General features: G+C 72.6%; 22 protein-coding genes. 14 read left to right on the forward strand and 8 right to left on the reverse strand.

The window, feature by feature from the left end; genetic code table 11:
• Positions 1–15: 15 nt before the first annotated feature.
• Complete coding sequence (locus tag M8J73_RS03625) at positions 16–2430, reverse strand: SpoIIE family protein phosphatase (RefSeq protein ID WP_206187791.1); 2415 nt, start codon at positions 2428–2430, stop codon at positions 16–18.
• A gap of 472 nt (positions 2431–2902) precedes the next feature.
• On the opposite strand from M8J73_RS03625, the gene M8J73_RS03630 reads away from it, so the two are divergent.
• From M8J73_RS03630 to M8J73_RS03645, 4 genes are all read left to right on the forward strand, one after another.
• Entirely contained in the window at positions 2903–5146 is a 2244-nt protein-coding gene (locus tag M8J73_RS03630) for a glycoside hydrolase family 9 protein (RefSeq protein WP_055537768.1), read from the forward strand.
• 129 nt (positions 5147–5275) lie between these two features.
• Positions 5276–5524: a hypothetical protein gene (locus M8J73_RS03635; protein ID WP_055537769.1), complete on the forward strand. Its 249-nt coding sequence runs from the start codon at positions 5276–5278 to the stop codon at positions 5522–5524.
• A 3-nt stretch (positions 5525–5527) separates the two neighbouring features.
• Positions 5528–5905, forward strand: a complete 378-nt coding sequence (locus M8J73_RS03640; RefSeq protein WP_055537770.1) for a hypothetical protein — start codon at positions 5528–5530, stop codon at positions 5903–5905.
• A 535-nt stretch (positions 5906–6440) separates the two neighbouring features.
• Positions 6441–8282 carry a ricin-type beta-trefoil lectin domain protein gene (locus M8J73_RS03645; protein ID WP_249828214.1) on the forward strand — a complete coding sequence of 614 codons (1842 nt, stop codon included), beginning with the start codon at positions 6441–6443 and terminating at the stop codon, positions 8280–8282.
• Between the two features lie 41 nt (positions 8283–8323).
• Here M8J73_RS03645 and M8J73_RS03650 read toward each other — a convergent pair whose 3' ends face one another.
• Positions 8324–9523, reverse strand: coding sequence for a serine hydrolase domain-containing protein (locus M8J73_RS03650; RefSeq protein ID WP_055540249.1), 1200 nt, complete (start codon positions 9521–9523; stop codon positions 8324–8326).
• A 90-nt stretch (positions 9524–9613) separates the two neighbouring features.
• Positions 9614–9994, reverse strand: coding sequence for an amphi-Trp domain-containing protein (locus tag M8J73_RS03655; protein WP_055540248.1), 381 nt, complete (start codon positions 9992–9994; stop codon positions 9614–9616).
• Positions 9995–10238: 244 nt separating this feature from the next.
• Between M8J73_RS03655 and M8J73_RS03660 the strand changes: the two genes are divergently transcribed.
• Complete coding sequence (locus M8J73_RS03660; protein WP_055540247.1) at positions 10239–10565, forward strand: carboxymuconolactone decarboxylase family protein; 327 nt, start codon at positions 10239–10241, stop codon at positions 10563–10565.
• 35 nt (positions 10566–10600) lie between these two features.
• Positions 10601–12031 (forward strand): DUF2252 domain-containing protein, encoded by a 1431-nt coding sequence (locus M8J73_RS03665; RefSeq protein ID WP_249828215.1) that lies wholly within the window; start codon positions 10601–10603, stop codon positions 12029–12031.
• 50 nt (positions 12032–12081) lie between these two features.
• On the opposite strand, the gene M8J73_RS03670 is transcribed toward M8J73_RS03665, so the two are convergent.
• Positions 12082–13251: a lactate 2-monooxygenase gene (locus M8J73_RS03670; RefSeq protein WP_055540628.1), complete on the reverse strand. Its 1170-nt coding sequence runs from the start codon at positions 13249–13251 to the stop codon at positions 12082–12084.
• 482 nt (positions 13252–13733) lie between these two features.
• Here M8J73_RS03670 and M8J73_RS03675 point away from each other — a divergent pair, with 482 nt between their 5' ends.
• Positions 13734–14168 carry a protease inhibitor gene (locus tag M8J73_RS03675; RefSeq protein ID WP_206187938.1) on the forward strand — a complete coding sequence of 145 codons (435 nt, stop codon included), beginning with the start codon at positions 13734–13736 and terminating at the stop codon, positions 14166–14168.
• Positions 14169–14369: 201 nt separating this feature from the next.
• Here the strand turns inward: M8J73_RS03675 and M8J73_RS03680 are convergent, their stop codons facing one another.
• From M8J73_RS03680 to M8J73_RS03690, 3 genes are all read right to left on the reverse strand, one after another.
• Positions 14370–14561, reverse strand: a complete 192-nt coding sequence (locus M8J73_RS03680) for a hypothetical protein (protein WP_055512888.1) — start codon at positions 14559–14561, stop codon at positions 14370–14372.
• Positions 14562–14798: 237 nt separating this feature from the next.
• Positions 14799–15008: a hypothetical protein gene (locus M8J73_RS03685; RefSeq protein ID WP_055540630.1), complete on the reverse strand. Its 210-nt coding sequence runs from the start codon at positions 15006–15008 to the stop codon at positions 14799–14801.
• A gap of 26 nt (positions 15009–15034) precedes the next feature.
• The gene (locus tag M8J73_RS03690; protein ID WP_249828216.1) at positions 15035–16057 is read right to left on the reverse strand and encodes a Ppx/GppA family phosphatase; all 1023 of its coding nucleotides are present in this window, start codon (positions 16055–16057) and stop codon (positions 15035–15037) included.
• Positions 16058–16216: 159 nt separating this feature from the next.
• On the opposite strand from M8J73_RS03690, the gene M8J73_RS03695 reads away from it, so the two are divergent.
• The 7 genes from M8J73_RS03695 to M8J73_RS03725 all read left to right on the forward strand — a co-directional run bounded on the left by M8J73_RS03695 (position 16217) and on the right by M8J73_RS03725 (position 23792).
• A complete protein-coding gene (locus tag M8J73_RS03695) occupies positions 16217–16825 on the forward strand; it encodes a GNAT family N-acetyltransferase (RefSeq protein WP_283946254.1) in 609 nt (202 codons plus the stop codon).
• 107 nt (positions 16826–16932) lie between these two features.
• On the forward strand, positions 16933–18423 hold the full coding sequence (locus M8J73_RS03700) for an ABC transporter substrate-binding protein (RefSeq protein WP_249828218.1): 1491 nt from the start codon (positions 16933–16935) through the stop codon (positions 18421–18423).
• Between the two features lie 299 nt (positions 18424–18722).
• Positions 18723–20189, forward strand: coding sequence for an ABC transporter permease subunit (locus tag M8J73_RS03705; protein ID WP_308408333.1), 1467 nt, complete (start codon positions 18723–18725; stop codon positions 20187–20189).
• Complete coding sequence (locus tag M8J73_RS03710; RefSeq protein WP_240501404.1) at positions 20186–21595, forward strand: MDR family MFS transporter; 1410 nt, start codon at positions 20186–20188, stop codon at positions 21593–21595. Before M8J73_RS03705 ends, M8J73_RS03710 begins: the two co-directional genes overlap by 4 nt.
• A gap of 94 nt (positions 21596–21689) precedes the next feature.
• On the forward strand, positions 21690–22187 hold the full coding sequence (locus M8J73_RS03715; RefSeq protein WP_055539829.1) for a DUF2975 domain-containing protein: 498 nt from the start codon (positions 21690–21692) through the stop codon (positions 22185–22187).
• Complete coding sequence (locus tag M8J73_RS03720; protein WP_055539830.1) at positions 22187–22492, forward strand: helix-turn-helix domain-containing protein; 306 nt, start codon at positions 22187–22189, stop codon at positions 22490–22492. The genes M8J73_RS03715 and M8J73_RS03720 overlap by 1 nt, the downstream gene beginning before the upstream one ends.
• Before the next feature lie 130 nt (positions 22493–22622).
• Positions 22623–23792: an amidohydrolase gene (locus M8J73_RS03725; protein ID WP_107424013.1), complete on the forward strand. Its 1170-nt coding sequence runs from the start codon at positions 22623–22625 to the stop codon at positions 23790–23792.
• Between the two features lie 70 nt (positions 23793–23862).
• Here M8J73_RS03725 and M8J73_RS03730 read toward each other — a convergent pair whose 3' ends face one another.
• Entirely contained in the window at positions 23863–26682 is a 2820-nt protein-coding gene (locus M8J73_RS03730; protein ID WP_055539831.1) for an NHLP bacteriocin export ABC transporter permease/ATPase subunit, read from the reverse strand.

A 26682-nucleotide genomic window follows, 5' to 3' on the forward strand; every position in this document is an offset into this window, starting at 1 on the left:
CTCGTGGGACCGACGTCACTCCTCCGACAGGGTCAGCTCCGCCCAGATCGTCTTGCCGTCCTCGGTGTGCCGGCTGCCCCACCGCTGGGTGAGCTGGGCTACCAGCAGCAGTCCGCGGCCGCCCTCGTCGAAGGTCTTCGCCCGGCGCAGATGGGGGGCGGTGCCGCTGCCGTCGGAGACCTCGCAGATGAGGGTGGTCTCGTCGTGGATCAGGCGCAGCTGGATCGGTGGGGCGCCGTGCCGGATGGCGTTGGTGACCAGCTCGCTCACCACCAGCTCCGCCGTGAACGCGGCCTCGCTGATGCCCCACAGCGCCATCTGCGTGAGTACGTACTGCCGGGTGCGGGCGACGAACGCCGGGTCGGCCGGGACCGACCAGGTCGCGACCTGGGTGGGCCTCAGCCCCCTCGTGCGGCCCAGGAGCAGCGCCACGTCGTCGGGGGCGCCGCCCGCGGGGAGCAGCGACTGGACGACCTCACGGCAGATGTCGTCCAGCGGCCCCTTGCGGCCGGAGAGCGCGTCGGCGAGCAGTTCCTGGCCGGCGTCGATGTCGCGGTCCCGGGTCTCGATCAGCCCGTCGGTGTAGAGGGCGATGACGGTGCCTTCGGGCAGTTCGAGTTCGGCGGACTCGAAGGGCAGTCCGCCGAGGCCGAGGGGCTGCCCCGACGGCACGTGCACCTCCATCGGCCGCCCGTCCGGGTCCAGCACCACCGGCGGCGGATGGCCGGCGCGGGCGAACGTGCAACGCCGGGTCACCGGGTCGTAGACGACGTACAGACAGGTGGCTCCCACCTCACCGGTCACGCCCTCGCTGCCGGCCTCCGCGGAGAGCCGGACGACGAGGTCGTCGAGGTGGGTCAGCAGTTCGTCCGGGGCGAGGTCGACGTCGGCGAGCGTGCGGACGGCGGTGCGCAGCCGACCCATGGTGGCGGAGGCCTGGACGCCGTGCCCGACGACGTCGCCGACGACCATCGCGACCCGCATCCCCGACATCGGGATCACGTCGAACCAGTCGCCGCCCACTCCGGCCTGCGCGGCCGGAAGGTACCGCGAGGCGGCCTCCAGGGCCGGCATGCGCGGCAGGGACCGGGGGAGGAGGCTGCGCTGGAGGGCGAGGGCGGTCTCCCGCTCGCGGGAGTAGCGGCGGGCGTTGTCGATGCAGACGGCCGCCCGCGCCGTGACCTCCTCGGCCAGCAGCTCGTCGTCCGGGGTGAAGGGGTCGAGGCGTCTGAAGCGGGTCAGGACGGCCACGCCGAGCGTCGTGCCGCGGGCCCGGATCGGCACCGACATGGTGGTGTGGACGCCCAGTTCCTTGACCCGCGCACTGCGCAGGGGGTCCCAGGCGAGCCAGTCCACGAGCGTGTTGGCGGGGTCGGTCGCCACGATCGTGTGCCCCACCGACAGTGAGGCCGCCTGCGGCGAGGTGGCCGGGTAGACGTCGGTCCGGCCTATCTCGACGACGGCCTCGGGGCTGCCGGGGGTGATCGACTGGTGGGCGGCGCGGCGCAGGGTGAAGGGCGCGGACAGGGGGCCCTCGTGCGGTTCGTCGCCGTGGTCCAGGGACTGCATGAGGTCGACGCTGACGAAGTCGGCGAGGGCCGGGACACACACGTCGGCCAGCTCCTGGGCGGTGCGCCGGACGTCGAGGGTGGTGCCGATGCGGATGCTCGCCTCGTTGACCAGCTGCAGCCGCTGACGGGCCAGGTACTGCTCGGTGATGTCGTGCCCGGTGACACAGACGCCGATCGGCCGGCCGGTGTCGTCGCACAGCGGGGCGATCGCCGCCGACCAGGCATGGGCGCGGTTCTCGTCGGCGGCCCTGAGGAACGTCTGCACGTCCTTGCGCCGGCCCCGCGCGAGCACCTCGCGCAGGTCCTCCTCCAGCTTCTCGCCCTGCCGGCCGCCCACGATCTCCGACATGTGCAGTCCCCGGAGCTTCCTCTCGGGGATGCCGACCGCGTCGGCCATCACGTCGTTGATGCCGCGCAGACGCAGGCGGTCGTCGAACACCGCCATCGCGCACGGCGACTGGACCATGACCGCCGCGGCGAGCGGATCGTCGCGGACCAGCGGGCCGGGGTCGTCCAGCGGGCACAGAACCAGCCAGCCGCCGCTGCCGTCGCCGTCCTTCGGTCCGCGCTGGTGGGCGAGGAGCCACACCGTCACCGTGTGTCCGTCGCGGTGACGCAGCGCGAGCGTGCCGCTCCAGCTGAGGCTGCCCGGCGGGGGTGGCACATAGGACGCCTCCGGGGCCAGCAGCTCGGCGGCGGGCCGTCCGACGACCTCCGCCGCGGGCCGGCCCAGCAGGCGTCCAGCTCCTTCGTTCCACTCGACGACGCGGCCTTCGCGGTCCAGGACCGCCCGCGCCGTGGCGGCACCGTCCAGGGCATACGCAGGTTCGTCACCGTGCGTTACCTTGCGGGTCCTCATCGTCGCGAGTTCCATTCCGCCGGACCGAACGGGCTTACGGGTGAATTCAAGCCTATGTGCTCCGATACGAAAGGGGACTCGAAACCGCATTCTGCGGGGGCTGTAGCGCTGTCACGGGCGCGAGGGGCCTGCGGGACCCCTGGCGCCCCTGGTGGAATCCGCCGGATTCTGTTCGGTCGCGATCGGCCGCGATCGGTTGTGATGCCCTGCGGGGCCCCGTCGCCCTTGGTGCTACGGGGCTGAGGGGAGGCTCCGCCGCCGAGGGCGGCACGGTTGGCTCCGGCCCGGCGGATCCGTCCGTTCCGTTTGAACGGCGGATCCGTCCGTTCCGTTTGCGGTGGGAAAACCCGTCCTGTCCGGACCGTTGACGGGCTGTCATGTCTCGAACAGCATGGCCATCGTCCGCATCTGGGAGCGCTCCCACGCCACGTGTCACCGCTGTGCGCCCCCACCTCCTCCGAGGAGCCCAGACGTGAAACGACGTAGAACCACCCTGCTCGCCCTGACGACCCTGCTCGCGGCGACACTGACCGCGCTGCCCGCCGGGTCCGCCCAGGCCGAGGAGGTCGAACAGGTCAAGAACGGCACGTTCGACACCACCACCGCCCCGTGGTGGACCACCGGCAACGTCACCGCGGCCCTCACCGACGGCCGCCTGTGCGCCGAGATACCCGGCGGCACCCCCAACCGCTGGGACGCCGCCGTCGGCCAGAACGACGTCACCCTGGTCAAGGGCGAGTCCTACCGGTTCAGCTTCTCCGCCTCCGGTGTCCCCCAGGGCAAGGTCCTGCGGGCGATCGTCGGCCTCCAGGTCGCGCCGTACGACACCTACTTCGAGGTGAGCCCGCAGCTGAACGTCTCGGGCGACCGGTACTCGTACACCTTCAACTCACCCGTCGACACCGCGCAGGCGCAGGTCGGCTTCCAGGTGGGCGGCAACGCCGACCCGTTCACCTTCTGCATGGACGACGTGTCCCTGCTCGGCGGGGTGCCGCCGGAGGTCTACGAGCCCGACACCGGACCACGGGTACGCGTCAACCAGGTCGCCTATCTGCCCGCCGGGCCGAAGAACGCCACCCTCGTCACCGAGGCCACCGCGAAACTGCCGTGGCAACTCAAGAACGCCTCGGGTTCCGTGGTCGCCCGCGGCTCCACCCGCCCGCGCGGTGTGGACGCCTCCTCGGGGCAGAACGTCCACTCCATCGACTTCGGCTCCTACCACAAGCGCGGTACCGGCTTCACCCTGGTCGTCGACGGCGAGACCAGCCGCCCCTTCGACATCGACCCGAGCGCCTACCGCAGGCTCCGGCTCGACTCGCTGAAGTACTACTACACCCAGCGCAGCGGCATCGCGATCCGCGACGACCTGCGCCCCGGCTACGGCCGCGCCGCCGGACACCTCAACGCCGCCCCCAACAAGGGCGACGACGACGTGCCCTGCCAGCCCGGCGTCTGCGACTACACCCTCGACGTCACCGGCGGCTGGTACGACGCCGGCGACCACGGCAAGTACGTCGTCAACGGCGGCATCTCCACCTGGGAGGTGCTGAGCACGTACGAGCGTTCCCTGTACGCCCGCACCGGGCGGACCCACAAGCTGGGCGACGGCTCGCTGGACATTCCCGAGAGCGGCAACAAGGTCCCCGACCTGCTCGACGAGGTCCGCTGGGAGCTGGACTTCCTGCTGAAGATGCAGGTGCCGCAGGGCAAGCCGCTCGCCGGCATGGCCCACCACAAGATCCACGACGAGCAGTGGACCGGTCTGCCGCTGATGCCGGCCGACGACCCGCAGAAGCGTGAACTGCACCCGCCGAGCACGGCGGCCACCCTGAACCTCGCGGCCACCGCCGCCCAGGCGGCCCGCCTCTACCGCCCCTTCGACCGCGCCTACGCGGCGAAGAACCTCGCCGCCGCCCGCACCGCATGGGAGGCCGCCCGGGCGCACCCCGAGATGTACGCCTCCGAGAGTGACGGCACCGGCGGCGGCACCTACGCCGACAACAACGTCGCCGACGAGTTCTACTGGGCTGCCGCCCAGCTGTACCTCACCACCGGCGAGAAGAAGTACGCCGACTTCGTCCTCGGCTCGCCGGTGCACACGGCCGACATCTTCGGGCCCATCGGCTTCGACTGGGCGAGGACGGCCGCCGCCGGGCGCCTCGACCTCGCGCTCGTTCCGAACAAGCTGCCCGGCAGGGACAAGGTCCGCCAGTCCGTGATCAAGGGCGCCGACCGCTACCTGGCGACGCTCCAGGACCATCCGTACGGCATGCCCTACGCCCCCGACAAGAACCTCTACGACTGGGGATCCAACCACCAGATCCTCAACAACGCGGTCGTCATCGCCTCCGCGTACGACCTCACCGGCGCGTCGAAGTACCGCGAGGGCGCGCTCCAGAGCATGGACTACCTCTTCGGCCGCAACGCCCTGAACATCTCGTACGTCACCGGATACGGCGAGGTCAACGCCCACAACCAGCACGCCCGGTGGTACGCCCACCAGCTGGACCCGACCCAGCCGAACCCGCCCGCGGGCACCCTCGCGGGCGGCGCCAACTCGGGGATCCAGGACCCCTTCGCGCAGGGCAAACTCCAGGGCTGCGTCGGTCAGTTCTGCTACATCGACGACATCCAGTCCTGGTCGACCAACGAGCACACGATCAACTGGAACGCGGCGCTGGCCCGCATGGCCTCGTTCGTGGCGGACCAGACCTGAGTCCCTGACCTGATCCCGGGCGGGCGGCACCCCGGCCAGGGGTGCCGCCCGCTTCTTTTCGGTACCGCATCGCACCTCCGGTGACCTGGGAATATTTACGGGTAAGTACCCGCGCGGTACCGTTGGCGCATGCCAGCTCTGAATGTGGAGTTCAGCGACCGCGAGCTAGAGGACCTGCGGCAGATAGCCAAGGAACGCGGTACGTCGATGAAGGCGCTCGTGCGGGAGGCGGCCGCGGCCGACATCGTGCGACACCGGGCGCTGAAGGAGGGGGCCGAGGCCTTCCGGCAATTCTTCACCGCGCACGCCGACGAGTTCGCCGCCGCCTTCCCCGAGGACGAACCCGTCGCGCGCACCGTCGAGGGACGGGCCGTCTGACCGATGGCTCCCGTCATCCACATCGACGTGCCCTGGCTGCTCCAGCGGCACGAAGAGGTCCTCCCCGAGCAGCCCACGATCAACGACTTCTCCGCCCTCGTCGCCGCCGTGGCCCGGCACCGGGTCGACCCGCCACGCCTCGGGGTCGACTCGGACCCGGCCTGGCGGGCCGCCGCGCTGCTGCACACCCTGGCGGTGCTCAAGCCCTTGCCGGCCGCCAACGCGCGGTTCGCCTGCGCCACGGCCGTCGCGTACATGTTCGTCAGCGGTGTCGGCATCAACCCGCCCTACGGTGCCCTCGTGGACCTCGCCCGGGATCTGATCTCCGGGAAGACGGATGTGTACGGGGCGGCGGACTGCCTCCGCTCCTGGCAGATCTGACGCGGAACGCCGGGGCCGCCGACCGAGGGCGGGAGGAACAAGGTCGGCGGCCCGTTTCGCGCGGGAGAGCCGCCGTTCCGCGCGTGGCCCAAGCGAGTCGGCCGTTTTCAGTCAACAACCAACCCTCCTCGCACCGGGAGAGTGCGTAGGCCACCGAGGCGTGCGCGCGGTTCACACGGGGCGCTTGAACCACGAATCCACCATGGAACCGGAAGGGTTCGTTCTGCGAATCGGAGTGCTGTGTTCCGGTCACCTGACCTGCTTTTAGTGATGCAGATGTTGCCCAAGTGCCTTGTTAGCCACGAGTAACTTGTGCAAGGGTGACCTTCCTGCGCATGGGCAAGGGCCCGGCCTGAAAGGCCAATTGGGTTTTCGGGTCACCGAAGAGTCCAAAAGGCTCAAGGTCGACGGCCATCGTGCGGCTCAGTCCCCGGCCGCTTTCCAGGCGCCCGCCAAAAGGTACGCACCAATCCAGGGCCCTTTTCGGCGGTCACAACTCCGTGTGCCATCTTGTGCCTTGGAAGGAACCCGCTCTGTGCACACCCCCCACCCTCCCCGCCCTGCCTTCGCGCCCGCACCGGGACCGGTCCCCGGGGAGTCCGACGAGACTCTCGCCGCCCGGCTGCGAGGCTGGCCGGAAGGCGGCACCGGCGATCCCGCCGCCCTGTTGATGGCACGGCACTGGCAGCCGACGTACGACTACGCCGTCATCTGCCTCGCCTCGGGGTCCAGTGTCGCCTCGATGGTCACCGCGACCGCCTTCCATCGGGTGTTCGACGGGCTGATGCGGGGCGAGTCGGGCGTCGCGCTGCGGCCCAGGCTGCTCGTGGCCGCGCGGGACACCGTCAAGGAGTGGTCCGCCGAGGAAGGCGTCTCCGGTGTTCTGCCGGACCTCCGGAAACCCGCCGGAGGCCGCGGTATGCGGGCGGCGAAGTCCATGACGCCCGAAAATCGCAAGCTCGTCGAGCGGTCTTTCCAGGCTCTCCCGGCCGTCGCCCAGTGCCTGTTGTGGCACACCGAGGTAGAAGCCGAAACGATAACCATACCCACTGGTCTGCTCGGGCTGGACGCCGACAGCGCGACCGCCACGCTGGAGCAGGCGCGCGAGAAATTCCGCGAGGGCTGTGTGCGCGCCCACCGGGAACTCGCGCCCTCCAAGGACTGCCGCTTCTACAACCGCCTGCTGGACGTGCCGATTCGCCGCGGCGGTGCCCTGCTCCCCGATGTGCAGCAGCATCTGCTGGAGTGCCGCTACTGCCGTTACGCGGCGGAGCAGCTCAGTCATTTCGAGGGCGGACTCGGCGGGGTCATCGCCGAGGCCGTGCTCGGCTGGGGCGCGCGGCGCTATCTCGACTCCCGGCCCGGCCGGATGCCGTTCAAGGGCAATTCGAGACGTTCCGGCGGCGGTGGCAAGCACCGTCTGCTCTCCCAGATCCCCACCCAGCGCCGCCGGATCACCGCCGGGGCACGCTCCCCCCGCGCCCTGCTCACCGTCGGTGTCTCCTCCGGCGCGCTGCTCGCCGCGATCCTCGGGGCCGCCCTGCTGTCCGACGACGGCAGCGGTGCGGACCCCGCCGCGTCCACCAGCGCCGGCGGCGGTGCCGCCACGGCGCCCGACACCGGCGACGAGAGCGGCACCAGCGCCTCGCCGACGCCGCCCGCGAAGGCCGGCCGTCCCACGGCACCCCAGCAGACCCGGCTGCGCAACCAGGCCGCCGACCTGTGCCTCGACATCCAGGGCGGCAAGGCCGTGAAGGGCGCCTCCACGGAACTCGCCGTGTGCTCCTCCGACTGGACCCAGAAGTGGTCCTACGAGGAGGACGGGCTGCTGCGCAGTGTCGCCAACCCGGAGCTGTGCCTGGACTCCCAGGTGGACGCCGGTGTCGTCGTGCTCGGCACCTGCGCCGACGAGGACTCCCGGCGCGGCGAGGACGTGCGCTACGACTTCAGCGCGCAGGGGGAGTTGCTGCCCCGGTGGGGCGAGGGGCTGGCCGTCGCCCCGACCGAGTCCGAGGCCAAGGCCGATGTCGTGGTGAAGGGCCGGGACAACTCCACCATCCAGCGCTGGCTCACGGACGGCGTCACCGCCAGCCCCGAGTCGCTCTCCGTCTCCGGCTCCGAGGCGCCCACCGCCGAGACCGAGCCGGTCACCAAGGAGCCGGAGGTGAAGGCACCGGCGCCGGATGTGCGGAAGTCGGACGAGCCCGAGCCCGACGTCTCCCCGGACGCCGAGCAGAACGGCTCGATCATGTCCATCGGCGACGACACCCCGACCGAACCGGAAGCGGACTCCGACACCCCGCCGTCCCTCACCACGCTGCGTCTGCCGAATCTGCCGAACCTGCTGCCGGGGGTACTGCCGGGTGCCGACGCCTAGGAAGAGGCGGCGCGACGCGTGGCTGTGACCCGCGCGTTCGGTCATGACCGGGGCGCCGCATCCGCGGCGCCCGCGCCGCGGGTGAGCAGGTCGGCGACGCGGGCGATCATCCGGCTCTCCTCGCCGTCGCGGGCGGTCGTCGGGTGGTACACGAGCACGAAGCCGCGCCGCTGGTCGCGGGTGGAGAACGCGGCGTTCTTGTAGCCGTAGGTCTCACCGGTCTTGCCCCAGAACGTGACGCCGTTGACGGTGGCCTGCTGCAGACCGGTGCTGTAGCGGGCCGGGGAGCCGTCCAGCATGCGCACGTCGTCCGGGGGGAGGGTGAACATCAGCCGAAGCAGCTCAGGGGGGAGCAGGTCGCCGGAGAACAGTGCCGCGAGCATCCGGTCGAGGTCCCTCGTGGTGGAGACCATGTCGCCCTCGCCGCGGCTGGACGACTGATCGTAGGTGGTGATGTCCCGCAGGGTGCCGTCGGTCATGCGGAGATAGCCGTGCACGTGCCGGCCGTGGATACGCGGGTCGTCGCCCGGCACGACGGTGTGCGTCAGATCCAGCGGACGCAGGAGCCGGGACTCGACGGCCTTCCCGTAGGGGCGGCCGGTCACCTCGTCGATGATGAGTGCGGCCAGTACGTAGTTGATGCCGCGGTACTCCTGCCGGGTGCCCGGGGCGAACTTCAGCGGCCCGTGCGTCGCCGTCGCCACCCACTCGTGCGGCGTCCAGTGGTCGAAGCGGTGCCGGAACACCTCCTCCGCTGTCCTCGGCTCCGGGGTGCCGACATGGTCGGGCAGTCCACTGGTGTGGTTCAACAGGTGCGCCACCGTGACAGGCGCGAAGCGGCGCGGCAGCAGCCCCGGCAGGACGCGCCGCACCGGCACGTCCAGGGCGACCCGGCCCTCCGCCACCAACTGCAGTACCACGGTGGCGACGAACGCTTTGGTGATGCTGCCGATCCGGACCCTGTCGTACGCCGTCACACGCCGTCGCGTGCGGCGGTCGGCCACCCCCGAGGTGCCGTACCAACGGCCGGCCGTGCCGCCGACCCGTAACTGGGCCGCGGTCGACGGAGGGTGTTCCAGGTCGTCGACAGCAGCCTGCAGCGCCACGGGATCCAACGGCGGGAGCGGCGAGGACGAGGCATGGGCGCGGCCCGCGGGCAGCACCGAGGCGGCGGCCAGAGCGACCGTCCCCCACAGGCTGACGCCCCCAAAGGCCCTGCGTGACATACGAATCGAGGTCATGCCCTCACACTGCCGGACGGCCACCCGCCCACGCATCGGGGTCCGCCCCGGAGAGATCCCTGATCACAGGGGGTTCACGCGGGCCCCGGTTCAGGGGGTCTTCGCGGGGGCCCGCTTCGTGGTCCTCGGTCTGCTCGGTCCGCTTCGGGCGGACGTGGCAGGCGTGGTCTTTCGGGGCGTCGGCTTGTCCGGGGTCGGCCTGTCCGGGGTCGGCTTCGCCGCTTCGCTCGACGCCGTGCGGCTGCCGGCCGTCCGCCACTTGAACTCGATCTCCAGCTCGACCTCGCCGTCGCCGATCTCGACCTCGATCTCGCTGCGGAGGTCGTCGGGGATCCGCAGGCTCAGCGTTCCGGGGGTGAGTTCGATGTCGGCCTCCCCGCCCTCCCGTAGGGCCTCGGCCAGTGCCGTGAGCTGGTCGGCCGCCTCACGACGTGACAGCGAGCGCTTCTGCTCGAACTTGAGGTCCTTCATGGAGGTCTCCCATCCCTCACCCAACGGGTGGACAGTGACCATTCTGCTGCCGCAGGCCAAAACGGACATCCGAGACATCCGTAGGGGTCACGTCGAAACGGCCGCCCCACGGGGCCCACCAGCCCTTCCCGTGCGCGCGGCCCGGACCCGCTCTACCGTTGAGGGAAGCCCCGAGCTCGCGGAACCCGGAGCCCCGGCGCCCATGTCTCCCCCGGCTCACACCTCACCCAGGAGGGCATGCGACATGTCCACTGCATCTGAAACCCCTGTCCTGGACACCCTCGCCGCCATGACGGTCGACTCGTTGGAGCGGTGCGGGCTGCCCCCGGACATGCTGATCCTCACGCGGATCGCGGCACTCGCCGCGTCGGATGCCCCGCCCATCTCCTATGTGGCCCACATCGACCCCGCCCTCCGGGCCGGCCTGACCGCCGAGCAGCTCCAGGACGTGCTGGTCGCCATCGCGCCCATCGTGGGCACCGCCCGTGTCATGACGGCGGCGGGGAACATCTCCACCGCCCTCGGCATCGCCATCGCCGTCGCCGACGCCGGGATCGAGCCCCAGGCCTGACCGTCGGGGCCGGCACCACAGGCAGGAGGGGCTCGATGTCCCAGAACGCGACCACGGCGATGCGCGCGGCACCGCACGCCACGCCCGAGGAACGCGCGGCCCTCGGCAAGGCGGCGCGCCGCCGCTCGCCGCGGTCGGGCCACGCCGTGTACCAGCCGTCCCGCCACCGGCCGGATCCGCTGTCGATCCTGGAGACGCAGTCCGCGGCACGGGTGCCCGAACTGGTCCCGATCCGCTACGGCCGGATGATGGAGTCCCCGTTCCGTTTCTACCGGGGCGCCGCCGCGATCATGGCCTCCGACCTGGCCGGCAGCCCGAGTTCGGGTCTTACGGCGCAACTGTGCGGGGACGCGCACATGCTGAACTTCCGGCTGCTGGCCTCGCCGGAGCGACAGCTGATGTTCGACATCAACGACTTCGACGAGACCCTGCCGGGCCCGTGGGAGTGGGACGTCAAGCGGCTCTCGGCCAGTCTCGTCATCGCGGGCCGGGCCAACGGGTTCGACGACGCCCAGCGGGCCCGTATCGTGCGGGCCACCGTCCGCCAGTACCGCGAGTCGATGATCCGCTTCGCGGGAATGGGGAACCTCGACGTCTGGTACGCGAAGGTCGGCGCGGACGTCCTCGAAACCCTCGCCGCGGGCCGGCTGGCCAAGCGCAGCCAGCGGAATCTGAGCCAGGCCCTGGCCAAGGCCCGTACCCGCGACAGTCTCCAGGTGTTCGACAAGCTCACCGAGACGGTCGACGGCCTGCCCAGGATCGCGGCGGACCCCCCGCTGCTCGTCCCGGTCTCCGATCTGCTGCCGGACATCGAGCGCGTCGGTCTGGAACGCCAGTTCAGAGGTCTGCTGGAACGGTACGGCAGGACCCTGCCGTCCGACCGGCGCACGCTCCTCGAGGACTACCGGCTGGCCGACGTCGCCCGCAAGGTCGTCGGCGTCGGCAGCGTGGGCACCCGGTGCTGGATCTTCCTCCTGCTCGGCCGGGACGGCCGGGACCCCCTCTTCCTCCAGGCCAAGGAGGCCGACACGTCCGTCCTCGCCCCGCACGTCGGCGCGAGCAAGTACGCCAACCAGGGCGAGCGGGTCGTCTCGGGCCAGCGGCTGATGCAGGCCACCAGCGACATCTTCCTCGGCTGGGAACGGGTGGACGGGTTCGACGGCAAGCAGCGCGACTTCTACGTCCGTCAACTGCGCGACTGGAAGGGCATCGCCATGCCGGAGCGGATGCGGCCGAAGGACATGCGGGCGTTCGGCGCGCTGTGCGGGTTCACCCTGGCGCGTGCGCACGCCCGGTCCGGCGACCGGATCGCGATCGCCGCGTACCTGGGCGGCGGCGAGTCGTTCGACCGGGCCCTCGCCACCTTCGCGGAGGCCTACGCCGATCAGAACGAGCGCGACCACGAGGCCCTGACCCGGGCCGTACGCGCGGGCCGGCTCCCCGCGCAGGAACTGCAGGCGGCCTGATCCACCCCTGCCGCCAGTTCCGCCCCCTTCGCCCCGCCGCCGCCCCGTCGTCATGCCGGGGCGGCGGCCAGGCAGCCCCGATCGACCGTCGCCGGTGTCCGGTGTCCTGAGAGAGCCAGGGTGAGGTCGAACTCGGCCAGCAGGGAACGGACGACGTGTTCGACGCCGGCCCGGCCGTCGAGGGCGAGACCGTATACGTACGGACGGCCGACGAGGACGGCCCGGGCGCCCAGCGCCAGCGCCTTGAAGACGTCGTCGCCGGTGCGCACACCGCTGTCGAAGAGGACGGTCAGCCGGTCCCCGACCGCCTCGGCCACCCCCGGCAGCGCGTCCGCGGCGCCGATGGAGCCGGCCACCTGACGGCCGCCGTGGTTGGACACGACCACACCGTCCATCCCGGCGTCGGCGGCGAGCCGGGCGTCGTCGGGATGCAGAACGCCCTTGAGGACGATGGGACCGTCCCAGTGCTCCCGCAGGAACGCGAGGTCGGGCCAGGTCTTCCCCGGATCCCCGAACATGCCCACGAAGTGCAGCACGGCCGCGTCGGGATCCTCGTGCACCGGCTTGGCGAGCCCCGCCCGGAACGCCGGGTCGGAGAAGTAGTTGGCGGTGCCGACGCCGTGCAGGAACGGCAGATACGCCCGCTCCAGGTCCCGTGGCCGCCAGCCGAGCATCGGTGTGTCCAGGGTGACGACCAACACCGAGAACCCGGTGGCCCTGGCCCGCGCGAGGAAGCTCCGGGTGACCTCGCGGTCCTTCGCCCAGTACAGCTGGAACCAGCGCTCCGCGTCGCCCATCACCTCCGCGATCTCCTCCATGGGTGTGCTGGACGCCGAGGACAGGATGTACGGCACGCCCTGCGCGGCGGCGGCCCGGGCGGCGGCGGACTCCGCGTCGGGGTGCACGATCGACAGCACGCCGACCGGGGCGAGGGCCAGGGGCGCGGGCAGGGTGCGGCCCAGGACCTCGACGGAGAGGTCCCGTTCCCGTACGTCCCGCAGCAGTCGGGGCACGATCCGGTGGCGGTCCAGGGCGGCGCGGTTGGCGCGGGCGGTGCTGCCGTGGCCCGCGCTGCCCGCCACATAGCCGACGGGGCCGGCACCGAGACGGTGCTCGGCGAGTTCCTCCAGCCGGGTGAGGTCGGTGGGCAACCGCGGCACGGCCCCCGCCATCCCGTTCAGATAGATCTCGTACTGGAAATCCGCCCAGTGCTTCGCCATCCGCGCCGTCCCGCCTCTCGTCGTCGAGCACGCCCGTTCCGCCGACGATCCTGACGAGTCGGTCAGCCGCCGTCCACCACCGGGACGCGATGCGCCACTTCACCGGCGCTCCCGCCACCCTCGTCCCCCGCGTCCCCACATGAACACCAGTGGTCTCACGGTGGTCTCACCGGGGTCGATCCGGGATGTGTCACGGCGGCAAGCGGAATGTTTCAGGCCGATTGCCGAGCCGTGGAGATCCAGCCATCTGTGATCAACCGACGATCAAGAACCGCTCAGAATCGGGGTTTGCATGTTCGAATTCCGTGACTTCACGCCACTACTTCAACACTCAAAGTTACTGAAACCCGTGGGGTCGATGTGTGTTCCGGCCCCGGACCCGGCAGAGTGGCGCTCGCCGAACCGGCACCGACAGGGCGGCTTCGTCCACGTGACAGGTGAGACGAAACCGCCGGCAATCCAAGAGCGGAAGGATGCACACAATGCCGAAAACCGCGCGATGGGCAGCGGCTCTCACCCTGACGGCCACCGCCGTCTGCGGCCCCTTCGCGGGCTCTGCGCTGGCCGCCCCGCAGCCCGGCACGTCCGGGCTGTACGCACCCTCAGCGATGGTCCTGATCACGGGCCACGGTGAGGACGCCGCGGTCGCCACCCCTGAGCGCGCGGTCACCCTGACCTGCGCGCCGCGCCCCTCCGGAACCCACCCGGCCGCCGTCAAGGCGTGCGCCGAACTCCGGGCGAGCGACGGGGACTTCAGCGCCCTGAACGGTACGAGCGGGGCGTTCTGTACCAAGCAGTACGACCCCGTGATCGTCACCGTCCAGGGCGTCTGGGAGGGCAAGCGCGTCGCGTACGAGCGTGTCTTCTCCAACGATTGCGTGAAGAACTCCGCGACGTCGGCCCTGTTCGCCTTCTAGGGCGACGGTCCCGTTCCCCTTCCGAAGGGGATCCCGAGACCGGGGTCGTGTGGTTCCGCGAGTGATGAGCGAGGGCCCGTAACTGGGGAGTGCGTGCCCTGTCGTGGTGTGCCACGCGATCCCATCCGGGGGTCGGCCAGGCGGAGTGGGGCTGCCGGCCGACCCCCGGCATCTTGTTTCCAGGGTCGAGGGCCCGACCGGTCACTCGGAGGTGACGGTCCAGCGGCCCACCTCCCGGTGCCCGGAGTCGTACAGGGCCTGCCCGTCGCCGGGTGCCATCTCGCAGTGGCGGAGGTTGCCGCCCCAGTACCGCAGGATGCGCTCCAGTTCCTGGACGGCGGTGCCCTCGTCCCAGCCCGTACTGTCCAGGTCGACCTCGAGAAGGAACTTCACTTCGCGCGTCTCCACTTCTGTGTGGCTCGGATTGCGTACCGGCGCGACCGGCACGGGTGTACACCTGCCCCCAGGTCACTCCATCGTTCCACCCGATGTCCCGGCCAACCGCCGAGCGTGGCCTCTCCGTTGGCGCGAGGGCCCTTCTCCCGCGGTCCGCGCACACGTGGGACCGGGCGGTCCGCCGCCCGGCCCCACACGCGCCGTTCACCGGCCTCGCCGGTGTGAGTCACGGGTTCATTCGCGGCTGCGGTCCTGGTCACCGTCGTGCCGCGACTCCTCCTGGGCCCGATCGTTGGGCGTGATCGCCTCACCGGCCTCGCCCCGGTGGCGGCGCCGCCGGGCGGAGTCCGTGACGCGGGTCTCCGCCTCCTCGGCCTCGTGCAGGACCTGCTCCAAGGCCGTCTCGGGCCGGTCGCCGGACGCACGCTTCTGGTGACGGGTCATGGGGGTTCCTTCTCCTTTCTGTGGCGTCAGCCGGCCGGTGTCGCGATCCGCAGGGCGACCGGGCCGGCCTGACTCGGCAGCGGGGCGGCGGGCCCCGCCTCGTCGTGGGTGACCTCCGCCCACCAGGCCGGGCCGTCCTCGATGTGCCGGAGGAACACGCCCTCGCGGATCGCCCACGGGCAGACGGTCACCGACCTGAGGTCGGTCAGCTTCATGGTCGTGTGCCCGACCACCGCTCCGGCCAGGCTCTGCGCCGCGCGCGGCGCGGAGATCCCCGGGAGCGTGGACCGCTCGGCCGCGGGGAGCGCGACGAGGCGGTCGATCGCGCGCGCCAGGTCCGCCCGGTGCAACTCCCGCTCCACGAACGGGCCGTGCCGACCGGGCGAGGCGCCGCAGAGTCTCGCCAGCTGCTGGAACGTACGGGACGTGGCCACCGCGGTGCGCGGCCCCTCCCATCGGATCCGCGCGGCGACGTCCCGCAGTTGGTGGCGGACCTTGCGGCGCAGCGCCTTGACGCTGTCGGGCGACGGGATGTCCTGCCCGTCGAAGAACTCATGGGTCAGCCGGCCCGCGCCCAGCGGCAGCGACGCCACGAAGTCCGGCAGCCGCCCCCGCCCGAACGCCACCTCCAGGGAGCCGCCCCCGATGTCGAGCAGCGCCAGCGGCCCCGACCGCCAGCCCATCCACCGCCGCGCCCCGAGGAAGGTCAGCTCCGCCTCCACCTCGCCGGGGAGGGTGCACAGGCGTACGCCGGTGTCCTCGCGCACGGCGCGCAGCACGTCCCGGCAGTTCGGCGCGGAACGCACCACGGCCGTCGCGAACGCCAACGGGGCCGAGGCGCCCCAGCGTTCCGCCGTCCGCGCCGCGGCCGCGACCGCCTCCGACAGCTGTCGTACGGCTTCGTCGGGGACGTCCCCTCCGGGAGGCACCTGCTCCGACAGCCGCAGCCGCCATTTGGCGGTGTGCACCGGCAGCGGCACGCCGCCCTCGGTGTCCGCCACCACGAGCCGTACGGTGTTCGATCCCACATCCACCACGCTCATCCGCATGACTCCCGGAGTACCCGCGAGCCGCCGCGACACGCGTGCCGTGAGCGGCGGCCAGGGGCGAACAGTCGTGTACCGGCCGACCGGGCGCTCCCGCTCACCACCCCCGGCCATGGCCCGCCGACCCGCCCCCGACCCGGCCCCGACCCGCCCCCGATCAAGATGATCAGCCTTATTGCATATGATGTGCAGGTGCTGGACTACGACATCAGGCCCGCGGGCCCCGACGACCTCGACCGTGCGCGGGCGGTGATGCTCGACACCGTCTACCGGGATTTCGGCACGGGCTACGTCCCGCGCTGGCACGGCGACATCATCGATCCGCGCGAGGCGTACGTGCTGCCCGCCCGGCACACCCTCCTGGTGGCGGTCGACCGGCGGGACGGAGCAGTCGTCGCCACCGGCGCGCTGGACTCCCGCGGCCCCGCGCATCCGCCCAACCCGCGCGCCCTCGCCGAGCGGTACCCGTCCGGCCGGACCGCCCAGCTGCGCCGCGTCTATGTACGCCCCGAGCACCGACGGCGCGGCCTCGCCCGCCGACTGGTCGAAGCGCTGCTGGACTTCGCGGCCGCCGACGGCGGCTACCGCTCCGTCTATCTGCACACCGACCCCGCCGTACCCGGCGCCGAGGACTTCTGGCGCTCCCAGGGCGACGTGGTGTGCGACGAACGCGTGGAGACCGGCGAGCGGGTCGTGCACTTCGAGATCCCGCTGCGGGCACGTCCCGCCCCCGGCACGGCGGTCGGCACGGCCACCTCACCTGTCGGATGACACGGGGTGCCGTGCACCCCGGCACCCAACCGGCCCTCCCTGCCCTCCCCACGGCCCTCCCCGCCTCCCCATCGGCCGTCCCCGCCCCCCCCGGAGAACCAAGGACCATGCGTTCCCCCCGCCGCCGTCGCGTCGCCGGACTGCTCCTCGCCCCCGCTCTGACCGGCTGCTTCGCCCCCGGAGGCGACTCCTCCGGGGGCGGCTCCGCCGACGGCTCCCGGTTGCGGGTCGCCCTGGCGTTCCCGCCCGCCGAGAACTTCTCCCCGTACGGCGCCGACGCCACGCTCCTCAGCCGGCTCGGTGTCACCGAGGGGCTGACCGCGCTGGACGCCAACGGGGCGGCGGCCCCCGCGCTCGCCCAGTCCTGGACGCGCGAGAACGACCGGAACTGGCTGTTCACCCTGCGCGAGGCCACCTTCCAGGACGGTACCGACGTCACTCCCGCCGCGGTCGCCGCCGCCCTCACCCACGCCACCGAGGCCCGGCCCGTCACCCCGGCGCTCTCGGGCGTCACGCTCACCGCGCAGAACAGCGGCGACCGCCAGGTCCGGGTCACCACCGAGAAACCCGACCCCGCCCTGCCGCTGCGCCTGGCCGGCCCCGGCCTCGCGATCCTCTCCGCCAAGGCGTACGCCGGGAAACGCGTGAACCCCGTCGGCGCGGCCACCGGCCCGTTCGAGCTGACCGAGGTCACCGGCACCACCGCCGCCACCCTGGACCGCTACGACGACTACTGGGGCGGCCGGGCCCAGGCGCCCGGCATCGACGTCCGGTTCATCGCCGACGGCACCGCCCGCACCAACGCCCTGCGCACCGGCCAGGTCGACGTGGCCGAGGCCGTCCCGGTGTCGCAGGCGTCCACCCTCACCCGGGGCACCCGCCACGAGACGGCCACCACCCGCACCACCAGCCTCCTGCTCAACACCAGGAACGGCGCTTTCAAGGACCCGGAGCTGCGCGCGGCCGCCCGTGAGGCCGTCGACGGCTCCGTCCTCGCCAAGGACGTGTACGAAGAACACGCCGACCCCGGCGTCGGCGTCTTCGGCCCGGCCGTGACCTGGGCCGCAGGCAAACGCCCCGCACCCGCCGGACGGGCGGAGGCGGCCGACCCCGCGGGCACCTCGATCACCGTCGCCACCTACGACAACCGGCCCGAACTGCCCGAGGTCGCCCAGGTGCTCCAACAGCAGCTCAAGAAGGCGGGGTTCGAGGTGAAACTGGAGGTGCGCGAGTACTCGCGGCTGGAGAGCGACGCCCTCGCCGGGAAGTTCGACGCGTTCGTCGGGGCCCGCAACTCCCTGCTCGACACCGGCGACCCCGTCTCCATCCTGGCGAGCGACTTCACCTGCGACGGCGGCTACAACCTCGCGCTGCTGTGCGACAAGAAGGTCGACCGTGCCGTCGCGGACGCCCAGAAGGAGTCCGACACCGCCGAGCGGCAGCGGGCGGCGCTGAAGGCCGAGGCGGCCGTCCTCGCCACCGACGCCACGGTGCCGCTCGTCCACCAGCGGATCATCACCGGCGTCGGCACCTCCGTACGCGGCGTGCTCCTCGACCCGTACGAGCGGGCCCTCATAGGAACGGGGACCCGGCGCTGATACGGACCCTGTGGCGCGTCCTGCTCGCCGCCGCCCTGCTGTGCGGTATCGGCCTGCTGCCGTGGCTGTCGCGCACCGACCCGGCGCTCACCGTCCTCAAGGCGCGCTCCGCGGAACGCGACCCGACACCGGACGCCCTGGCCGCCGTACGCGATCAACTGGGCCTCGACGCGGGCCCGGCGAGGCTGCTGGGGGAGTGGCTCGGCGGGCTGGCGCGCGGTGACGCGGGACGGTCGTGGATCTCCGGCGGCGAGGTCACCCCCGCCGTCGTCCAGGCACTCGGCGTCTCCCTGCTGCTGATGGCCGCCGCGCTCGTGGTCGCGCTGCTCACGGCCGGCGCGGTGTGCGCCCGCACCCTGCTGCGGGGCGCGGGCCACCGCCTCGACGACCGCGGGGGCGGAGGCGGCGGGGCGGCGATGCTGGCCGCGCTGCCCGAGTTCCTCACCGGATCGGTGCTCGCGGTCGTGGTCGGGGTCCACCTCGGCTGGCTCCCCGCGCTCGGCTGGTACGGGCCGCGGTGGACGGTGCTGCCCGCCCTCGCCCTCGGTCTGCCCGCCGGGGCACTGCTCGGCCGGATGCTCGACGACCTGCTGCCGGGCGCCTTCGCCGAACCCTGGGCGCTCGCCGCCGCCGCGCGCGGGACACCCGGGCGGACCGTGGCCCGCCGCGCCGTACGCCGCTGTGTGCCCGGACTCCTGCCGAACGTGGGTCTGTTCGTGGTCGGCCTCACCGGCGGCGCCGTCGCCGTCGAGCAGATCTTCGACATACCCGGCCTCGGCCGCACCACCCTCCAGGCCGCCGTCGCCCAGGACCTCCCCGTCCTCCAGGCCGGCACCCTCGCCCTCGTCCTGTTGGCCGCCCTCGCCGGAGCCTGCGCCCGGCTCGCCGCCCGCCTCCTCATCGGCCCCGCCCTGCGCGACGGCGCCCTGACCTCCCCGCACCGCCCGCAGCTCGCCGAGCCACGCGTCGCCCCTCTCGTGCTCGGCGCCGTCCTCCTCGGCACCGTCGCCCTCGGGCTGACCCGCGACCCGCTCGTTCTCGACACCGGTGCCCGCCTCGAACCCCCGTCCTGGGCGCACCCGTTGGGCACCGACGCGCTCGGCCGGGACCTCCTCGCCCGGATCGGGCACGGGGCGTTCAGCACCCTCTCCCTGGCGGTCGCGATCAGCGCCGCCGCACTACTGACCGGTGTCCTGCTCGGGATGCTGCCCCGTCTGTCCGGGCCGCTCGTCGACACCGTCAACGCGATACCGGCGGTCCTCGCCGGCCTGCTCGTCGCAGGTGTCGCCGGGAACGGGGCGGCCACCCCGGCGCTCGCCGTGGCCGCCGTCGCCTGGGTGCCGCTCGCCGCCCACACCACCGCCCTGCTCGAACAGGAATGGGCCACCACCCACATCGCCGCCACCAAGGGCCTCGGCGCGACCGGCGGACAACTCCTCCGCCGCGAGATCCTCCCCGCGCTTGTGCCGCCCGTCACCCGCCACGCCCTGCTGCGGCTGCCCGGCGTGGCCCTCGCCCTGACCTCCCTGGGCTTCCTCGGCCTCGGCGCCCAGCCGCCCGACCCCGAGTGGGGCCTCCTCCTCGCCGAGAACCAGCCGTACGCCGAACGCGCCCCCTGGGCCGTCCTCGCGCCCGCCGCCGCCCTCGCACTGCTGGGCGCGCTCGCCGTCACTGCCGCGGGCGGAGTACGGCTGCCCCGCCCACGCACCAAGGCCGCACGGAGGCCGGAGCCCGCCGTCGCCACCCCCGCAGGAGAGACCGCATGACCGAGCCCCAGCGACAGCCGAGCGGAACCGTCCCGGACCGGGTGGCCGCCGCGGACGAGACGCCCGTACCGGAGTTCGCCGATTCCTCGCGACGCCGACCCGCCGATACCTCGCAGCGTCGACCCGCCGAGCCCTGGCGGCGACTCCGGCCAGGCAAGCCCTCGCGAGGCGGGCCCGAAAAGCCCTCGCGGCTGCGCACCTGGGCGCGGCTCAACCCCCTGCTGCGGCTGCTGATCCTCACCCAGCTGGCCTTCAACGTCGGCTTCTTCGCCGTACTGCCGTTCCTCGCCGAGCACCTCGGCACGGCGATCGGCATGGCCGGCTGGATGGTCGGGTTCGTGCTCGGGCTGCGGACATTCAGCCAGCAGGGCCTGTTCGTGGTGGGCGGGGCGCTCGCCGACCGGTACGGCGTACGCCCCGTCGTCCTCGTGGGCTGTGCGCTCCGGATCGCGGGGTTCGTATGGCTCGGCTACGCCGAAGCCGCCTGGTCGGTCATCGGCGCGGTGCTGCTGATCGGCTTCGCCGCGGCGCTGTTCTCACCCGCCGTCGAGTCCGAGGTCGCCCGGCAGGCCGTCGTCTGGGAGGAGTCGGGCGGCGGGTCCCGTACGCGGGTGCTCGCGCTGTTCACGGTCGCGGGGCAGGCCGGGGCGTTCGTCGGCCCGCTCATCGGTGCCCTGCTGCTCGCCGTCGACTACCGCGTGGTGTGCCTCGCGGGCGCCGGTGTCTTCGTCCTCGTCCTCGCCGGCCACGCCCGGCTGCTGCCGCAGCACATACCCGGCCGGGAGCGGGTCGAGGTGCGGGGCGGCCTCGGCGGGCTGCTGCGCAACCGCCGGTTCCTGGCACTGTGCGGCGCCTACGGCGCCTATCTGCTGGCCTACAACCAGCTGTACCTCCTGCTGCCCGACGAGGTGGAGCGGGCCACCGGGTCGCAGGCCGCACTCGCCTGGCTGTTCGGGCTCTCGTCGCTGCTGGTGGTGACCGCGCAGCTGCCGGTGACGCGCTGGGCGGGGGACAGGCTGGATCTGCGGCGGTCGATGGCGGCGGGGCTGCTGCTGATCGCGGCCGGTTTCGGGGTGGTGGCCCTCTTCCGGCCCGCCGGATGGACGGGCACCGCGGGGCTGCTGCCCGCCGCCGGGTTCGTGATGCTGCTGACGCTCGGGCAGATGCTTGTCGCCCCGGCCGCCCGGGCCTGGGTGCCGGACCTCGCCGTCGAGGGCCGCCTCGGGCTCTACACGGGGGCCATGTCCTCCGTCTCCGGGTTGATCGTCCTGCTCGGCAGCGCGGGCACCGGGTCCCTCATGGACACGGGGCTGCCCCCGGCCGTCCCCTGGGCGGTGCTGGCCGCCATCCCGATCGCCTCGATCCTGCTGCTGCCGCGCCGCTCGCGGGCGGCCGGGCAACGCTGACGGTCCCTCCCCGGTGGCCCGTGGCGGGCCCTGCTGTTGCCTCGCGTATCGAATATCGATAGATTTCCATCGCTCATCGAGAGAAGGAGGGGTGATGGGAAAGCTGACGACGCTCGCGCTCCGCGTGGTGATCGCGGTGCTGTTGGCGGGTTCGGTGCTGGTGCAGGGGGTGATGGTGCCCCTGCTGGCCGCCGATCTGGACGATCTCGACCCGGAGATGGCGCATGTGCGCACGCCGGTGCTGGTGATCGTGGTCCTGGGCGTGGTGACGGTCCAGGCGGTCCTGGTCTGTGTGTGGCGGCTGGTGACGATGGTCCGGCGCGACACGGTCTTCTCCCACGAGGCCTTCCGTTACGTGCACGGAGTCATCGGCGCGATGGTCGCGGCCTCCGCCCTGGTGTTCGCACTCGGCGTGGTGCTGGCGCCGGGCGAGGCGGTCGCACCGGGCGTCGTGCTGCTGCTGGGCGGTGTCTCCCTGGCGGTCCTGGGCGTCGCGCTCATCGTGCTCGTCCTGCGGCTGCTCCTTGCCAAGGCCGTCGCCCGCGACATCGAGGCGGCGCGGATGCGGGCCGAGCTGGCCGAGGTGATCTGATGCCGATCGCCGTCGACATCGACGTGATGCTGGCCAGGCGGAAGATGTCCGTGGGCGAACTCGCCGAACGCGTCGGGATCACCCCCGCCAACCTGGCCGTCCTCAAGAACGGCCGGGCCAGGGCGGTGCGCTTCACCACGCTGGAGGCCCTGTGCGAGGTGCTGGAGTGCCAGCCGGGGGACCTCCTCCGCTGGGAGCCCGGCCCACCGGAGGACGGCGACACCGAGGCGGAGGCGGTCCAGTCGGGGGAGGCCCGGCCGGACGCGGTCGAGGCGGGCGCGGTCGAGGCGGGCGCCGCCGGCTGACGCGCGCGGGACGGGCCGGGTCGGGGGAGCGCCCTGTAGAAGTGATCGGAGGGCCGCGGAGGTGTCGGCCCGGTGTCCGGTGAAACCCGGAGGCCGACGACGACACGTCCGCCGAGCACCGGGAGGTCCCGTGATCCACGACTCCGACGCCCTCTACCAGCGGGTGCGCGCGGCGGTCGCCGAAGGGGCCGACGCCTGCTGGAAGCTGGCGACGACCCTGCACGCCGACCCGGAGTACGCCTTCGACGAGCGGCGGGCGGCGGCGCTGCTCACCGGCGAGCTGCGGTGGGCCGGCTTCGAGGTCCAGGACGGGGTGGCGGGCATGCCGACGGCCTTCGTGGCGCGCTCGGGCACGGGGCGGCCCGCGGTGGCGCTGCTGCTGGAGTACGACGCCCTGCCCGGGCTCGGCCACGCCTGCGGCCACCACCTGATCGCCGCCGCCGGCCTCGGCGCCGCGCTCGCCGCCCGCACCGCCCTGGACGACGGCACCGGCTCCGTGCTGGCTGTGGGCACCCCGGCCGAGGAGGGCGGCGGAGGCAAGGCCCTGGAGGTGGAGGCGGGCATCTTCGACGACATCGACGCCGCGCTGATGTTCCATCCGGGGGCGTACGACTGGACCCGGGCCCCGCTGACGGCGCAGGAGCAGTACCGGGTCGCCTTCCACGGGCGGGCCGCCCATCCCACGGGCAACCCCACCGAGGGCGTCGACGCGCTCGCCGCCCTCGTCGAACTCTTCAACGTCCTGGCCGCGCTCGGCCGCCGACTGCCGCTGGCCTCCCACATTCAGGGCATCGTCACCCACGGCGGCGAGGCCACGAACATCGTCCCCGCCCTCGCGGAGGGCCGCTTCGGGCTGCGCGCCGCCACCACCGGCGCCCTCGACGACCTGGCCCGACAGCTCGCGACCAGCGCCGAGGGCGTGGCCCTCGCCACCGGCACGACCGTCACCGTCGAGCGGGCCGGCGTCCGGTACGAGCACTTCCGCGACAGCGGGCCGCTCTCCGACCGCTTCGCCGCCCATCTCGACCGCGCCGGCATCCGCCTGGGCCCGCCCGCGGACGGCGTGTACCTCGGCTCCTCCGACATCGGCAACGTCAGCGCCCGCGTCCCCGCCATCCACCCGTTCGTCGCGATCATGGACGAGGACGGGTCCGACCACACACCCGAGTTCGCCGAGGCCGGCGTCTGCGAACGGGCCCGCCGGGTGCTCCGGGCGGCCACCGAGGCGCTGGCATGCACCGCCGTCGACGTGCTGCGCGACCCCGCTCTGCGGGAGAGGGCCTGGCGCCCTTACGAGTGAGGCGCCACGCTGCGGGCCGTCCGGCAGCCGCGGTCGCACCGCAACGGCAACCCCGCCACCGGCGTGGGCGTCAGGCCATCTGACGCCGTACCAGCTCGTGCAGGCGTCCCCCGGTGTCCGCCAGCAGGGTCGCCGGCGGGCCCACCTCGACGACCTTGCCGTCCTCCATCACGACCACCCGGTCCGCGTCCATCACCGTGGACAGCCGGTGCGCGATCACGATTCGCGTGGCGTTCAGGGCGCGGGTGCTCTCCATGACCGTGCGCTGGGTCTCGTTGTCGAGGGCGCTCGTCGCCTCGTCGAAGAAGAGGATGCGCGGGCGCCGGATGAGGGCCTGGGCGATCATCAGCCGCTGGCGCTGGCCGCCGGAGACCGCCCCGTTGCCCTGGACGATGGTGTGCAGGCCCATCGGCATGCGCCGGATGTCCTCCGCGAGCCCCGCCATCTCCGCCGCCGCCATCGCCTCCTCCGGCGTGTACGGCTCCGTGCCGCAGATGACGTCCAGGATCGACCCCGTGAACGGCTGGGCGTGCTGGAGCACCACACCGCACTGCCGGCGCACCGCGGACTGGTCGAGGGCGGTCAGGTCCTGCCCGTCGTACAGGACCCCGCCCGACACCGGCCGGTCGAAGCCGATGAGCAGACGCAGCAGGGTCGACTTGCCGCAGCCGCTCGGGCCGACGACCGCGACGAACTCGCCGGGCTCGATCGCGAAGGACACGTCGTCCAGTACCAGCGGCCCGTCGTCCGTGTACCGGAAGGACAGTCGGCGGGCCTCGATCGCGCCGGAGAGCACGCCGGGGCGCGTGCTGGCCGTCCGCACCTCGGGGGCGGCCTCCAGCACCGGCTTGATCTCCTCGAACAGCGGCAGCACGGCCACCGCCGACACGAACGCGCCGGTCAGCTGGGTGACCGAGGTGAGCAGCATGGTCACCGAGGTGTTGAAGGTGAGGAACTCCGCCGCCGACATCGAGCCGCGCGCCGGGCCCGCCAGCAGCATGAACATCAGCAGCGTGCACAGCGGCAGATACACCGCCCCCAGCACCGTGTTGAGGTTCTTGATGCCGCCGACCTTCTGCTGGAGCTCCCGGCTGCGGGCGAACTCGCCCGCCCAGGCGGCGTACGCGTAGTTCTCCGCGGCCGCCACCCGCAGCTTCGGCAGACCCCGCAGCGTCTGGAACGCCTGGTTGTTCAGCTTGTTGCCCAGGACCACCAGCCGCCGCTGCCAGCGCACCTGCCACAGCCCGAGGCCGAGGAACACCGCGGTCACCACCACCAGCATGCCGATCGCGGCCAGCGCCATCGGTACGCTGTACCAGAGCAGCAGCGCCAGGTTCACGGCACCGACCGTCACCGACTGCGCGACCACCGGGCCCACCCCGGCGAGCGTGCGGCGGATCGCGCTGATACCCATGGCGGCGCTCGCCAGCTCACCCGTCGAGCGCGACGCGAAGAACTTCGTCGGCAGCCTCAGCAGCCGGTCCCACACCGCCGGTTGGAGCGTCGCCTCGATCCGGCCCTCCAGCCTGAGGATCGTCAGGTTCTGCAACAGCAGGAACGCCGCCGACACCACACTCGCGAGCATCACCGCGAGACACGCCTGCGCGATCAGGTTCTCCTGCGCCTTCGGCACGTACTCGCCGAGGATCCGGCCCGTCGCGATCGGCACCAGCGAGCCCAGCACCACCGTCACCAGACCGCTCAGCAGCAGCCCCGTCATGTCGCCGCCGGTGCCGTGGAGGCTGAACCGCATCAACCGCAGCGGCGTCAGCACCCGTTCGGGCAGCGGCCGACAGAACATCACCGCCCGCGGCTCGAACTCCGCCGCGTTCGCCTTCTCGACCGGTGTCTCCCGGCCCGAGGACGGGTGCACGGCCACATAGCCGCCGCGCCTCCACAACAGGGCCACCGGCGCACCGGACAGCGCCCGGTGACCGACCAGCGGACCCACATCGTCCCGCCACCAGTGCCCGTCCAGCCGTACGGCACGGACCCGGACCCGGGAGGCCAGCGCGATCCGCTCGACCGGATCGAGCCGGTCGCTCTCCGTGCCGCTCTGCGCGGGTTCCGCGAGCACGATCCCGGCCGCGCGGGCGACGAGCCGGCACGCCGCGTACGTGGCATCGGCGTCCGCGGCCGTCGTCCGCCGGGCCGCCGAGGACCGGCCGATGGAGGCGAGCAGGGTGCGGTCGGCCTGGGCGCGGACCGCCTCACCGGCCTTGATGCCGGCGGCCGTACGGTCCTCGTGGGTGCGCTCCAGCTGCTCGATCCAGCGGTCCAGGGTGGCCAGCAGCCGGTACTGCTGGTCGACCATGCTCTGCCAGACCCCCGGGTCCATCAGCAGATCGGCCGCCGCCTCCGCCCCGTACAGCGAGCCGTACTGGACACTGCCCGGCGGGACCTGCATCCAGAACACGTCGTCGTCGGTGGGGGCCGCGGCCTGCTCGGTGGCCATCGGAGCCTGGAAGAGAATGGACAGACCGCGGCCGACGCCCAGGGCGAGCGCGTACTCCAGCGGGCTGCTCTGCGGGGGCACCAGTTGGGGGTTGCCCCACTCGTCGTACGACCAGGTCTCGGTGTTCACCGGCTGATACAGCTCCCGCAGCCCGATACGGCGCAGCACACAGTCCCTCAGCGGGCGTGCCACCAGGGTGTGCTGGGGCCCCGCGACCGGACCGAGCAGCAGGGCGCCCGCCTCCAGCCGGCCGAGATGGTGCCAGTGGCCCTGCTCCACGGCGTCGACCGCGAACAGGTCCAGGGCGCCGGAGGCCACCAGCCACAGCACCTGCGGGCCTTCGAGGTCGAGACGGGTGAGGCCCGCGCAGTCGAAGGGCGTGCCCATGGCGCCCAGCGCACCGAGAACGAGGTCTCCCTCGTGGACGGCAGTCAT

The organism is Streptomyces neyagawaensis, from assembly GCF_023516595.1.
Taxonomy (GTDB): Bacteria; Actinomycetota; Actinomycetes; order Streptomycetales; family Streptomycetaceae; genus Streptomyces; species Streptomyces neyagawaensis.